Here is a 12936-nt window from a genome sequence, read left to right on the forward strand (position 1 = left end):
TCTGTGCGTCAGTCGTTCCTGTCGGTTCCGCGCGTCAGACGGCCCAGTACCTCTTCGAGCCAGGCGACCCAGTGGTCCATCGCGCCCGCCCCCAGTACGTGGAGCGATTCGTGGATCTGCCGGTCGATGTCCTGGTCGAGACCCGGCAGCGGGTCCTCGTAGTGCAGGGAGCGGTCCCGGCCGCGGTTCTTGGCGATCTGGGCACGGCGGTGGGCGATTTCGGTCCGCAGCAGCGCGATCGCCACGTCCTTGTCGAGGGGTGCGGCCACGCTGAGGCGCGCGGTGAAGTCGGTCTCGTGAGGGCGGCTCGACGGCTCGTACGGCGAGCGCACCCAGGCCAGCAGCACGTCGCGCCCGGCAGGGGTGAGCCGGTACACCTTGGCGTCGGGACGGCCTTCGCGGGAGTCGACCTCGTGGGTCACCCAGCCCTCGGTCTCCATCTGCGCGAGCTTTCGGTAGATCTGGCTGTGATGAGCCTTCGCCCACACGAACTGTCCGTCCGACTCCAGCCATTTGTGCAGGTCGTAGCCGCTGTAGGGGCGACGGGCCAGCAGGCCCAGCAGGACGTGCTCGAACTTCACGCGGGTGACCTCTCCCGGTGACCTGCCGGTCACCTATGTGCGTTCTCACCTATGTGCGAATTCCTATACTCGCCGCATGGAAACGTCAATGGACTGCTGCACATCAAAATCCCGGAACGCCGCTCCGCGACCGCTCCCCGCACCGGCCGCCGCACATCCCAGGCACGCCCAAGTACCCCTGGATACAGCCGAGTTCGCGATGGGCGACGCCTTCGGCGAGGGGTATCCGGCCGACGGCGAACAACCCGTGCACGCCGTACGCCTCGCCCCGTACTCCATCGACGTCACGACCGTCACCGTCGCGATGTTCCGGGCCTTCGTCGAGGACAGCGGGTACGTGACCGTGGCCGAGCAGGAGGGCCGCTCGGCGGTCTTCCACCTCGCGGTCGCCGCCTCACGGGCCGACATCGCTGCGGTGGACGCGGCGGTCCCGTGGTGGCTGGAGGTACGGGGAGCCGACTGGCGCCACCCGCACGGCCCGCTGTCCGACGCCGAGCCCGACCACCCCGTGGTGCACGTGAGCTGGGACGACGCCGTGGCGTACTGCGCCTGGGCGGGCCGCCGACTGCCGACGGAGGCGGAGTGGGAGTACGCGGCGCGCGGCGGGCTCAAGGGGCGGCGCTTCGCCTGGGGCGACGAGCTGAACCCAGGAGGGCGGTGGCTGTGCAACATCTGGCAGGGCAGGTTTCCGTACGAGAACACCGGCGCCGACGGCCATCTCGCCACCGCACCCGTGCGCACGTATCCGCCCAACGGCTTCGGGCTGTACGAGGTCGCGGGCAACGTCTGGGAGTGGTGCGCCGACTGGTTCGCACCGGACTACTACGCACAGTCGCCCTCGGCCGACCCGCAGGGGCCGCCGACGGGCGAGCGCCGTGTCATGCGCGGCGGGTCCTACCTCTGCCACCACTCGTACTGCCACCGCTACCGGGTGGCCGCGCGCTCGGCCAACACCCCCGCCTCCAGCAGCGGGAACTGCGGATTCAGGACGGTCGCGCGCTGAGGGACGGGCGGGGCGGGCAGGTCAGGCGGTCAGTGTCCGCCAGACCCGCCGGACATGGTCCGCCATGTCGATGGAGGGGTCGCTCAGCCACTGCAGCATGATGCCGTCGGACGCCGCGACCAGCGCCGAGGCGGTGAAGTCCGGGTCAAGGTCGGGGCGCAGGCGCCCCTCCCGCGCCTCGGCCGCCAGATGGTCGACGATGGTGGCCCGCAGCAGCGCGTACCGCTCCTTGAAGTGGGCGTGGGCCGGGTGCGCCGGGTCGGTCGACGCGGCGACGAGGGTGACGTAGAGCTTGGCCCTGGCCGTGTTCTCGGAGTTCGCACTCAGCGCCAGGGCCAGGAACTCGCCCGGGTCGCGCACGGCGTCCGGCGCGCGGAAGCGGGCCTCCGCCGCCCGGTCGCTGGCCCGGAGCACCTCGGTGAGGAGGTGGTCCTTGGACGCGAAGTAGTGCATCAGGCCGGTGAGGCTGATCCCGCTCTCCTTGGCGACCGTACGCAGTGTGGTGTTCCGTTCGCCCTCGCGGCCGAAGACCTCCAGGGTCGTGCGGAGGATCTCCTCGCGCTTGGCCACACCCTTGGCGTACGAACTCTTCGCTTTCACGGCGCTCAGCCTATGCGGCGGCCGAATTCGTCCCGGGCCGACCCTTGCCCACCAAAACAGTACGCCGTACTGTTTCTCGGCATCCGCGTGATCCACAACCGACAGGGCCATGGCCGCCGTCGGCCGAAAGAAGGTCGTGCCCGTGCAAGGACCCCTGGAGGGACCCGTGGTCCCGCCCGCCCCCGCCGCACCGTCCGCCGCCCCGGCGTCCGGCCCCACCGTGACCGGCCCCGCGCTGCGCCGCCTGACCGCGTGCGCCGGACCGGCCACCCTGAGCATCGCCCTCGTCTGGGGCGCGGTGCCCAGCATCCTGCTGGCCCTGCAGATCCAGCGCACCGTCGGCGAGGACGCCAAGGTCGGCGCTCTCGCACTGGTCACCACCGTCGGGGCGATCGTCGCGATGGTGGCCCAGCCGGTCGCAGGCGCGGTCTCGGACCGCACCCGCACCCGCTTCGGCAGACGTACACCGTGGATCGCGGCCGGCGTACTGACCGGCGGCACGGCGCTCGTCGTCATGGCGCACCTCGACTCGGTCCCCGCGATCCTGGCCGCCTGGTGCTTCGTGCACCTCGGCTACAACTTCGCGATGGGGCCGCTGGCGGCGGTCATGCCCGACCGTGTGCCCGCCGACAAGCGCGGGCAGTACGCGGCCGTGCTCGGGATCAGTTCCATGGGCGGGTCGCTGGGCGGGCAGATCCTGGGGTCCGTACTCGAAGAACGCGTCGCCCTGGCGTACGTCCTGCTCGCGGTTCTCTCCGTCGCCGCCGCCGGCGTCTTCGTCGTCCTGAACCCGGACCGGCCCAGCCGGGACCTGACCCCGGAGCCCTTCCGCGCGAGGGTGTTCCTGAAGGAGCTGCTGCCCGACCCCCGCGCACACCCGGACTTCTTCTGGGTCTTCGTCGGGCGGCTGTGCACCTACCAGGCGTACTTCCTGGTCCTGGGCTACAAGCTCTACATCCTCCAGGACCACATCGGCCTCGGCGACGAGGCGATCGACCGGGTGCCCTCCCTCGCGCTGGCCGGAATCGCCGGAATCCTTCCGTCCACGCTCGTCTGCGGCCCCCTGTCGGACCGGCTCGGCAGGCGCAAACCCTTCGTGGTCGCCTCGGCCGCCCTGATCGGCTGCGCCATGCTCGTCCCGCTCGCCGTGCCCACGCTCACCGGGATGCTCGTGATGGCGTTCCTGGTGGGCCTCGGCTTCGGCTGCTTCCAGGGCGTGGACACCGCCCTCATCTCCCAGGTCCTGCCCTCGCACCGTTCCTACGCCCGTGACCTCGGCGTCGTGAACGTCGCCGCCGCGCTCCCGCAGGCCCTCGCGCCCGCCGTCGCTGCCGCCGTGGTCGTCGGACTGGGCGGCTACCAGACCCTGTTCCCCACGGCCACGGCCTTCGGAGTGCTCGGCGCGCTCGCGGTCCTGCGCGTCCGCAGCGTCCGCTGACGCTCCCGTACCTCACCTCCCCTTTCTTCCCGCACACCTCAAGGAGCCCCAGTGACCGACCCCCAGCCGACCGGAAACCCGCCCGCGCCGAAGCCAGCCGACACGACCCGGCTCACTCTGGAGGAGAAGGCCGCCCTGACCACCGGCTCCGGCTGGTGGACCACCGCCGCCTTCCCGCACGCCGACATCCCCGGCATCCGGCTCTCCGACGGCCCCCACGGTCTGCGCATCCAGCACGAGGACCGCGCCGACCACCTCGGCATCAACGGCAGCGCCCCCGCCACCTGCTTCCCGCCCGCCGTCACCCTCGCCGGAAGCTGGGACGCCGGCCTCGCCGAACGCGTCGGCCGCGCCCTCGGCCGCGAGTCCCTCGCCCAAGGCGTGCACGTCCTTCTCGGCCCCGGCGTCAACATCAAACGCAGCCCCCTGTGCGGCCGCAACTTCGAGTACTTCTCCGAGGACCCCCTGCTCGCCGGCGTGCTCGGCACCGCATGGGTCAACGGCCTCCAGTCCCAGGGCGTCGGCGCCTCCCTCAAGCACTTCGCCGCGAACAACCAGGAGGGAGGGCGCATGTCGGTCAGCGCCGACATCGACGCCCGCACCCTGCGCGAGATCTACCTGCCAGCCTTCCGCCGGGTGGTGACCGAGGCCAAGCCGTGGACCGTCATGTGTGCCTACAACCGCGTCAACGGCCTCCACTCCTCCGAGAACCCCTGGCTGCTCACCGACCTGCTGCGCGGCGAATGGGGGTACGAAGGCGTCGTCGTCTCCGACTGGGGAGCCGTCGTCGACCGGGCCCGAGCCCTGGCCGCCGGGCTCGACCTGGAGATGCCCTCGTCCTCGGGCCTCGGCCCCGCCCGGGTGATCGCCGCCGTCCAGTCCGGCGAACTCGACGAGGAGTCCCTGGACGCCAGCGCCGCACGCGTCGCCGCACTCGCCCGCAGGGCGGCCGAACACGCCTGTCCCGAAGCCGACTTCGACCGCGACGCCCACCACGCGCTCGCCCGCGAGGTCGCCGTGCGCGGTGCCGTACTCCTCAAGAACGAGGGCAGCCTGCTCCCCCTCGACCCGCACACCGACGCACGCATCGCGGTCGTCGGCGAGTTCGCCCGTACGCCCCGCTACCAGGGCGCGGGCAGCTCCCACGTCACCCCCACCCGCCTGGACGACGCCCTCACCGCCCTCACCGCCGCCGCTCCGGCGGCGCGGATCGACTTCGCCCCCGGATTCCCCGTCGACGACCCCGAGGGCGACATCGCCGCGCTGCGCGAGGAAGCCGTGCGCAGCGCACGGGCGGCGGACGTCGTGCTGGTCTTCCTCGGCCTGCCGCCCAGCGCCGAGTCCGAGGGCTACGACCGCGAGCACCTCGAACTCCCCACAGAGCAGACCGAGTTGCTGAAGTCCGTGACCGCCGTCAACCCGAACGTGGTGGTGGTCCTCTCCCACGGCGGAGTGATCCGTCTCTCCGGCTGGATCGAGGACGTACCGGCCGTCATGGACGGCTGGCTGCTCGGCCAGGCGGGCGGCACCGCGACGGCGGACCTCCTCCTCGGCCACGCGAACCCCTCCGGCCGCCTCGCCGAAACCGTCCCGCTGCGCCTCGCCGACACCCCCGCCCACCTCGACTGGCCGGGCGAGCGGGGTCACGCCCGCTACGGGGAGGGGCTGTTCGTCGGCTACCGGCACTACGACACCCGCGAGTGGGAGGTCTCCTACCCCTTCGGCCACGGCCTGTCCTACACCACCTTCGACCACACGGACCTGCGGATCACCCAGGACCCCGAAGGGCTCGACGTGTCCGTCACGGTCACCAACACCGGTACGCGTGCCGGACACGAGGTCGTACAGGTCTACGTGGCGGCCCCCGGCTCGCGAGTGCGCCGGCCCGTGCGGGAGCTGAAGGCGTTCGCGGCCGTTCCGCTCTCCCCCGGCGAATCCCGCAAGGTCGCACTCCGCATCGCCCGTACGGACCTCGCGTACTTCGACGTCGTCGCCGACACGTGGCTCGTCGAAGGACTGGAGTACCGCGTCGACGTCGGCGCCTCCAGCCGCGACATCCGGCTCAGCGCCACCGTCCTCGTCAAGGGCGACCCGTACGCCGACACGCCCGACGCCGACGCGACCATCGGCGCGTGGCGTGCCCACCCGGTCGGCGGCCCGGCCATCGACCGGCTGCTGGAGCGGGTACGGGAGACCATGCGCGACGCGTACCCGCAGGAGGGCAGCCCCCGGTACCGGATGATCGCCGACATGCGGCTCAGCCAGCTCGCCAAACTCCCCATCGTGCCGCTGGACTTCGACGACGTGGCAGAGCTGCTGGCGACCGTGCGGGCGGTGCCGGCCGACGACCGCAGCCGCGACTGAGACGCGCCGGACGGTGATGCCGGGCGTTGTGGGGAACCGTCCACCCCCACAACGCCGGTTCGGCCAGACACTGCGCCCGAACGCTCCCCCACCTGGTCTCTCCCGCGGAACCGCACCAGCCCCTGCCACCACTCGAAGGACGTGCCGCCGCCCCGCGCTCTCCTACCAGCCCATGTTCTTGGCCACCTCTTCCTGGGCTGCGGCGATCTCCTCTTCGGTGGACTCGGTGACGTCCGCCTCCTCCAGGCGCGCGAGCAGGTCTGCGAGAGCCTGCTTCTGAGCCGGATGTGTGACCGGTACGGCGTCACGACCGCCTTCTGACAGTCCCCCACCGGTGACACCCAGGAGCAGGATCCTTCCGGGCTCCCCGGAAGATCCCGGCAGGCCCGGCCGGTGCAGGGCCTGCCGGGGCGGGGCGCAGTGCCATCAGCAGCTGGATTCCTTCCATCGCACCGCATCGATCGTGCGGTCCACGCCGCTTGCCCGATAGCCCTGGGGCCAGCACGTCCAATAGGTCTTCCCCTGGTACTGCCACTTGAGGAGCACGGTTTCCGGGCCCTGTGACCTGCCGTTGTTCCAGACGGAGCTGATGTGTTTGTAGTTCTTGTTCGACGCTCCCCACACCGGGTAGACCGTTCCCTGGCCGTCCTTCTTGGTGTAGAGGCACACGGCGCCCTTGGGGCAGGGCTTCCACTTCTTCTTCGCGCCAGTCGCGCTCTTGTCCGCCGCCGGGCCGCCGACCGACGGGCCGGCCGCCTGTTTGACCGAGGCGGCGCTGCCCCCGGGCGGCCCCGATCCCTCGGCGTGGGCGGCCGTCAGTCCGCCACCGGCAACGAGCATTCCGCACGCGGCCGTGGCTGCGAGTACGCGCATTCGCATGTTCTCTCCCCTGTAGCCTTCACTGTTCCTACGGCCCGGTTGAACTGGCCTGGAACGGGACGCTAGGGCCGCCGCGAAGCCCCGGAACACAGGTTTCGGCGGAGTCCGAAACCCCCACGCCTCCTTGAAGCTCCTGACCGTCGCGGCGTGCCTCACCGCCGGTGTCGGGGGAGGCTGCGCTTCCCGGACCCGGCGGCGGGCCGACGAGGCCGGCTGCCGGCATGCTCTCGGTGTGCGGCCGACGATGCCGGCGACCTCGGCGAAGGGATGGCCGAACACGCCGTGGCCAGGACCGTCAGGACCGTCCGGAGTTCCGCCCGCGCGCCTGGCCAAGCCGGTCGCGCTGCTCACCGTCCTGTACGCCGTGTCCTTCGCGACGCTTCCGGCGGCCGAGGCGGTGATGCACGCCAACGCGGTCAGGCTCGGCTGGATCTCCGAGCAACGGACCCGGCCGTCACCGGGCTCAGTGGGGCGCCTTGACCGCTTCCACGGCCGCGACGAGCGACGCCAGCTCCGGGTTGGCCACCGCGCTGTCGAGCGCCTCCCGGAGGGCGGCGTCGTTCGTCGGCCGGGCCTCCTCAAGGAGCCTCAGGCCGCTCTCGGTGACGTCCGTGTAGATGCCGCGCCGATCGGTCGGGCACAGGTACCGGGACAGCAGGCCGCGCTCCTCCAGGCGGTTGACCAGGCGGGTGGTCGCGCTCTGGCTGAGTACGACCGCATCGGCGACCTGTCGCATCTGCAGGTGACCGCCTTCGCCGTCGTGCTGGCGGCTGAGTACGTCGAGCAGTGAGTACTCCCGCACGCTGAGGTCGTGCCCGGACTGCAGGGCGCGCTCGATGTGCGTCTCGATCCTGCCGTGGAGCAGTGACAGGGCGGCCCAGCCGTTGGCGAGGGCCGTGAGCGCGGGGTCAGTGGCGGTCATGAGGTCCGTGCCTCCTTGAGGATGCCGCTGGCCGAGGACGCGGCTGAAGAAGAATACGAGTCGAAGCCGGTACAGCGCGGACGCTACCAAGCATGGTGGGGCGGCCCGGTGTGGGGCGCTCGGGGCTGCGCCTCGGCCCGGACACGCGTGGGGGCGTGGCCGGGCCGTACGAGGGTGCGGCGGATCCTCAGGCGGCGAGGGTCCGGTGGAGGGCGTCGAGGCCGTCGGCGTAGATGCCGGTGAAGAGGTCGACGGCTTCCTGCTCGGTGGCGCCCTTGGGGTTGAAGCGGCCGGACCACTGCACCTCGGCGACGTCGTCGCGGCCGGGGACCGTGTGGACGCGGAGGGTGGAGACGTAGCCGTCTACGGGGAACGGTGCTTCGAGGATGGCGTAGCTGTAGTGGCGCTCCGTCTCGTCGAAGCCGACCAGTCGCTCGACGATGACATCTCCGTCGGGGTTGGTCAGGCGGCGGACGCGGCCGCCTTCGAGCGCGGTGCTCTCGGGGATGTACGGGAGCCAGTCCGGGAGGGCGTCGAAGCCGCCGATGAGGTTCCAGACCTCCTGGGGGGAGGCGGGGACGACGCGGGAGACGGACGTGGAAGCCATGGTGGTGCTCCTGTTGCTGTGGGGGGTGGTGAGGTGTGGGGTCAGGCGTTGTTCGGGAGGGGGGCGGCCGGGCTGACCAGGCCGGCGGCGCGCAGGTCGGTCCAGAACGCGGCGGGGATCGTCTCGTTCAGCGCCGCGGTGTCCTCGGCGATGCGGCTGGGGCGGGTGGCGCCGGGGATGACGGCGGCGGACGCCGGGTGGGCGAGGGAGAACTGCAGGGCGGCGGCCTTGATGCTGACGCCGTGCTCGGCGGCCAGCGCCTTCAGCTTGCCGACGCGCTCGATGATCTCCGCGGGGGCCTGCTGGTACTCGAAGTGGGTGCCGCCGGCGAGGATGCCGGAGCTGTACGGGCCGCCGACGACCATGTCGACGCCCTGCTCCTGGGCCATGGGCAGCAGGCGGGTGAGGGCGTGCTCGTGGTCGAGGAGGGTGTAGCGGCCGGCGAGGAGGAAGCCGTCGGGCTGCGGCTCGTCGAGGGCGAGGGTCAACTCGATGGGCTCGGTCTTGTTGACGCCCAGGCCCCAGGCCCTGATCACGCCCTCGTCGCGCAGCCGGGACAGGACGCGGAAGGCGCCGGTGCGGGCCTCGTCGAACTTGCCTATCCACGCGTCGCCGTGGAAGTCCTGGGCGATGTCGTGGACCCAGACGATGTCCAGGCGGTCGGTGCCCAGGCGCCTGAGGCTGTCCTCGATGGAGCGCTCGGTGGCCTCGGCGGTCCACTGGTGGACGATCTTGTTGGGGTTGCCGTGCTCGAAGAGGCCGCCCTTCTCGCCGAAATCGGGTACGTCGGTCTCGTGCTCGTCGAGGACGATGCGGCCGACCTTGCTGGACAGGACGTAGGAGTCGCGCGGCTTGGCCGCCAGGACCTCGCCGAGCCGCTCCTCGGCGAGACCGGCTCCGTAGAAGGGAGCGGTGTCGTAGTAGCGGATGCCCTGGTCCCAGGCTGCCTCGACGGTGGCGCGGGCCTCGTCGTCGGGGATCGCACGGAACATGTTGCCGAGCGGGGCGGTACCGAAGCCGAGGCGGCCGGGAAGGACGTTCTTGAGCGACATGAGAAGTGCCTTTGCAGGATGTGGGGGGAGGGCCGGAGCGGCCCCTCGTGAGCGCCCCATTTAGATGCGAGCGAGCCTTACACGTGAAGACAATACTTGCATACGCACTCTATTGCAAGCGCGCTCATTACGCGTACGCCTGATGCCACTCCCGCCTCCCCCGACGCCCACCCGGAAGCGGGTACGCCCGCGTGGGCAGCCGCGGGGGTGCTCAGCCGCTTCCGGGCTGTACTGGAGTGGCTGCTTCAAGGGGCTTTGGAGCGGTACTGGTGGGTAAGACACGAGGTGGTGCCCTGTGTTGCTCCGGTACGGAGGATCACGGTTCGGCTCTGGCGAAGCGCGCACCGACGGAGATTCCTGTTCGCCATCAGGGGGGTGCTCGACGCTATGGTCCGTGATGAACCATTTGCTTCTCCTGCCATGGGGGCGACTTCACAATTCGCGGCCCTGGAGCCGATCTGGGCGGGAATCAGCTCTACGAGACAATTACGCGCTTTGCTTGTTTTCGGTGCACTTTTCAACGAACGCGTCTTCGTTCATGACACACAACTGCTCGACAACCCGAGGGTCGTCGGTGACTTCGCCAAGCCGGATCAGCGGGGAAGCAATTTCTATCGATTGCTCCGTGAACTCATCGCTGCCCGAGTCGTGGCGGTAGGACTCCGTACCGACACCTATCTTCACCGGGAGGACCAGCGCGTTCCAGTCAACTCCCTTGCCGATGTACTGAGCAATTGGAAGAGGAACCGCCCGGACGGCAGTGGGTGGGTCATCTCGCCCGTCTCCGACGCCCGGGAACGGATGATCGCTGACCTTGACGGCGTGCTCGCCGACGGCTCCATCGTTGTTCCCTACGACCACGCGCGGGCGAAGGACGGCTTCATGCACCACGTCCGCAGTGCGGCGAACTCAACCGATTCCGTACTCGCCGCATTGCTGGCTGAGCAGCCGAGCGAGCTGCGCTCCCGATACGACGAGCTCCTGGCGCGACCGCAGTTCTCGCACTCACCGGTCTTTGCGTTGCTGCACGACTCCGGGCTGCCCGTCTCCAGCCCGCTCATCCAAATCCACGGACTGTTCGACGAGACGGCCCACGCCGACCTCGTCAACGCCCGGATCCTGGGTTCCGACTGGGAGACCGGCCAGGGTACGGGTCTGGCCGAGGCCGTTCTGAGCGGCGACGGGGCCGAACCGTGCAGGGCCGACAACCGCTTGGACACGGCCGAGTTGATGGAGACGGCCTACCGCATGGTCGAGGGTCCGCCGCCCGATCTGCTCGCCATGCTTCGCCTCGAAGAAATCATGGCACTGAGGGAGCAGGCCACCGAACTGTTCGAGATCCAGTCGTACTTCGAGGCCCGCGACGCGGAGACCGCGGACGCGGCACTGGAGGCCGCCCTGGCCGACTGCGCCGCGGACCACTGGCAGCGTGTCTGCGAGCACATCCGGACCACGCGCCCTCATCAGACTGTCGAGTCCACCCGGCTCGGGATCTTCCTGCGCCGAAAACTGCCGCGGCTCGCGCGGGTGGCGGAACGCTGGGCGACGGCCGGTCTGTCGACGTTCACCGAGGTGGCGATCAGCGCGGTGCCCTTGGTCGGAGGCGCCATCGGTGATGACCTGAAGCAGCGCATGGTCAGCCGCGCGACCCTGGATTTCGTGTTCTTCACGGAGTCGTCGCGCATGCGCGAACTGCGGGACTTCTCCCCGAACCGCAGCTGGATCTCGCCCGGCACGTCATCGATTGAAGGTCGCTGAATTCATGCTCAAGACGGCCAAGCTCGTCGAGAGCGACGGATTCTGGTGGACGGTTCGGCCCGGCAGCGGCGATCGCATGGGCCCTGGCCCGCATGAACAGGACATCTGGCGCCTCCTTGGCTCGTTCGGAGCGGCAGACTCCGTCTTCATCGATGTCGGGGCCCATGTCGGTCATTTCGCGGTCCGGCTCGCCGGGTCGTTCTCCAGCGTCGTGGCGATCGAACCGAATCCGGCCGCCGTTGAGGTCCTGCGCACCAACCTGCGGATCAATGGGATCGGCAACGTCACCATTCGTCCGGTCGCGGCCCACGACACCCCATCCCGCCTGCGCCTGTGGGATCCCTTCAACGTCATGGCAGGTCCGTGCACGCGCAGCCTGGCGCCCGGAGACCCTGCGGACCCGCCCGCCGACTGCGTTCCGTCCACTCTGTTCACCTCGGACCACTGCATCGGCGCATTCCTGGACGAGGCGGAAGGCCTCCCGATCGACGCGATAATGGCCGGTTCCCCCGAGCGGGTCGGCCTCATGAAGCTCGACGTGGAGGGCCATGAGGCAAAAACTCTTGCGGGAGCCACCGCTACCATTCGGGCGCACCGGCCGACGCTCCTGATCGAGATGCACGATTCGATGTACGGCCCGCACATCAGGCACGAAGTGGTCGACCAGCTGAGTCGGCTCGCGTACTCCTGGTGCGAGTTCTCGCTCTACCAGAGGTCGAAGATGACGCCCTCGGACATGTGCCCCTACCTCTTTGCCGAACCCGCTGGCCAGAACCGCGCCGACGAGTTCCGTCGTTTCGCCGATCATGTCAACAAGGACGCCGCCTCACGCTGGATCAGTGCGCCGTGAGACGTCCAGCACGATGAGGTCCATCTGTTCCGGCCGAATCCAGCACAGTGCGTCGAAGTCCCCGATCGCGGCTTTGGCGAGGCCCGCCTCCACGTCGATGTCACGCAGGCCGGCGGAGTCCAGATCGGTGGAGAAGTACTCCAGCCAATTCACCACGAAACGCGCGGCCAGGGGATCGTCACCGTGCAGCGCTCTCAGGGTCTCGGCGGCAGGCTCGGCCAGCAAGATTTCGAAGTAGCCCTTCACCGGGCCAACTCCCGCCTCAGCACATTCAGCCGGACAGTGGGCATGTCGGCACCCAACTCCGCGATCAGCCGCAGACCTCGCGCCCGATCACCCGCATCCGCCGCAGCGAGCAGAGCTTCCTCCCCGGCCAGCGCCATCGCGTGGGAAACCACGGCGGCAACCGTGCGCCCGTCGCGCTCGACCAGCACGACCTTCCCAGCCCCGGCATCCTCAACGGCTCGCTCGACCGACTCCACGGTGGCCGGCAGCCGCAATATCCGGTTCTCCATGACAGCCCTACCTCTGGTCTCCCTCATGACGCCAACACTCGTCCCTGCCGGGATGCCCTCGTTGATGGCTGCCGAATCACCGATAGGGACGACGGGTGTCCGCAGTGTCTTACCCGACGTCCTGGACAGCCCCTTCCGATCGAGCAGCGCGCCCCCACAGGACGCGATCCGTTCGCACGAAGGCTGTTCCACCCGTCGACGAAGCGAAGCCTCAGTCCCCCAAGGTGCCAGAGGGGCTCCGTGCCGATGCGTCTTCGGGGCTCCTTGGCGATGGGGCCTTGACCCCGAATCCTGAACACGGGTTATGCGGCTGGTGCCAGCGTAGTTGGTGTGCGGTGGAGGGCGTTCTCGAAGGCGATCGGTGATC

Annotated in this window: 13 protein-coding genes; 5 read left to right on the plus strand and 8 right to left on the minus strand. The window is 69.8% G+C overall.

All coding sequences use genetic code 11. The annotated features are described in order from the left end of the window. Nucleotides 1-8: 8 nt before the first annotated feature. On the minus strand, nucleotides 9-581 hold the full coding sequence (locus tag ACFYVL_RS43220) for a PadR family transcriptional regulator (RefSeq protein WP_389255407.1): 573 nt from the start codon (nucleotides 579-581) through the stop codon (nucleotides 9-11). A gap of 76 nt (nucleotides 582-657) precedes the next feature. On the opposite strand from ACFYVL_RS43220, the gene ACFYVL_RS43225 reads away from it, so the two are divergent. After that, nucleotides 658-1584, plus strand: a complete 927-nt coding sequence (locus ACFYVL_RS43225; protein ID WP_389255409.1) for a formylglycine-generating enzyme family protein — start codon at nucleotides 658-660, stop codon at nucleotides 1582-1584. A 21-nt stretch (nucleotides 1585-1605) separates the two neighbouring features. On the opposite strand, the gene ACFYVL_RS43230 is transcribed toward ACFYVL_RS43225, so the two are convergent. Next, nucleotides 1606-2184, minus strand: a complete 579-nt coding sequence (locus ACFYVL_RS43230) for a TetR/AcrR family transcriptional regulator (RefSeq protein WP_389255411.1) — start codon at nucleotides 2182-2184, stop codon at nucleotides 1606-1608. Nucleotides 2185-2326: 142 nt separating this feature from the next. On the opposite strand from ACFYVL_RS43230, the gene ACFYVL_RS43235 reads away from it, so the two are divergent. Both ACFYVL_RS43235 and ACFYVL_RS43240 read left to right on the plus strand, forming a co-directional pair. Continuing rightward, nucleotides 2327-3622, plus strand: a complete 1296-nt coding sequence (locus ACFYVL_RS43235) for an MFS transporter (protein WP_389255413.1) — start codon at nucleotides 2327-2329, stop codon at nucleotides 3620-3622. 51 nt (nucleotides 3623-3673) lie between these two features. Beyond that, on the plus strand, nucleotides 3674-5986 hold the full coding sequence (locus ACFYVL_RS43240; RefSeq protein ID WP_389255415.1) for a glycoside hydrolase family 3 C-terminal domain-containing protein: 2313 nt from the start codon (nucleotides 3674-3676) through the stop codon (nucleotides 5984-5986). Nucleotides 5987-6412: 426 nt separating this feature from the next. Here the strand turns inward: ACFYVL_RS43240 and ACFYVL_RS43245 are convergent, their stop codons facing one another. The 4 genes from ACFYVL_RS43245 to ACFYVL_RS43260 all read right to left on the minus strand — a co-directional run bounded on the left by ACFYVL_RS43245 (nucleotide 6413) and on the right by ACFYVL_RS43260 (nucleotide 9446). After that, the gene (locus tag ACFYVL_RS43245) at nucleotides 6413-6859 is read right to left on the minus strand and encodes a peptidase inhibitor family I36 protein (RefSeq protein ID WP_389255417.1); all 447 of its coding nucleotides are present in this window, start codon (nucleotides 6857-6859) and stop codon (nucleotides 6413-6415) included. A gap of 469 nt (nucleotides 6860-7328) precedes the next feature. Beyond that, nucleotides 7329-7787: a MarR family winged helix-turn-helix transcriptional regulator gene (locus ACFYVL_RS43250; protein ID WP_389255419.1), complete on the minus strand. Its 459-nt coding sequence runs from the start codon at nucleotides 7785-7787 to the stop codon at nucleotides 7329-7331. A 187-nt stretch (nucleotides 7788-7974) separates the two neighbouring features. Beyond that, nucleotides 7975-8394: an SRPBCC family protein gene (locus tag ACFYVL_RS43255; RefSeq protein ID WP_389255421.1), complete on the minus strand. Its 420-nt coding sequence runs from the start codon at nucleotides 8392-8394 to the stop codon at nucleotides 7975-7977. 41 nt (nucleotides 8395-8435) lie between these two features. Continuing rightward, on the minus strand, nucleotides 8436-9446 hold the full coding sequence (locus ACFYVL_RS43260; RefSeq protein ID WP_389255423.1) for an aldo/keto reductase: 1011 nt from the start codon (nucleotides 9444-9446) through the stop codon (nucleotides 8436-8438). A 375-nt stretch (nucleotides 9447-9821) separates the two neighbouring features. Between ACFYVL_RS43260 and ACFYVL_RS43265 the strand changes: the two genes are divergently transcribed. Both ACFYVL_RS43265 and ACFYVL_RS43270 read left to right on the plus strand, forming a co-directional pair. Then, entirely contained in the window at nucleotides 9822-11204 is a 1383-nt protein-coding gene (locus ACFYVL_RS43265) for a hypothetical protein (protein ID WP_389255425.1), read from the plus strand. A gap of 4 nt (nucleotides 11205-11208) precedes the next feature. Next, nucleotides 11209-12054 (plus strand): FkbM family methyltransferase, encoded by an 846-nt coding sequence (locus ACFYVL_RS43270; RefSeq protein ID WP_389255427.1) that lies wholly within the window; start codon nucleotides 11209-11211, stop codon nucleotides 12052-12054. On the opposite strand, the gene ACFYVL_RS43275 is transcribed toward ACFYVL_RS43270, so the two are convergent. Together ACFYVL_RS43275 and ACFYVL_RS43280 are read right to left on the minus strand one after the other, a co-directional pair. Then, on the minus strand, nucleotides 12031-12300 hold the full coding sequence (locus ACFYVL_RS43275) for a hypothetical protein (protein WP_389255429.1): 270 nt from the start codon (nucleotides 12298-12300) through the stop codon (nucleotides 12031-12033). The two genes, ACFYVL_RS43270 and ACFYVL_RS43275, sit on opposite strands and share 24 nt — an antisense overlap. Continuing rightward, nucleotides 12297-12569: a hypothetical protein gene (locus ACFYVL_RS43280; protein ID WP_389255431.1), complete on the minus strand. Its 273-nt coding sequence runs from the start codon at nucleotides 12567-12569 to the stop codon at nucleotides 12297-12299. The genes ACFYVL_RS43275 and ACFYVL_RS43280 overlap by 4 nt, the downstream gene beginning before the upstream one ends. Nucleotides 12570-12936: the final 367 nt, after the last annotated feature.

The sequence above is a fragment of the Streptomyces sp. NPDC004111 genome (assembly GCF_042874215.1).
Lineage (GTDB): Bacteria > Actinomycetota > Actinomycetes > Streptomycetales > Streptomycetaceae > Streptomyces.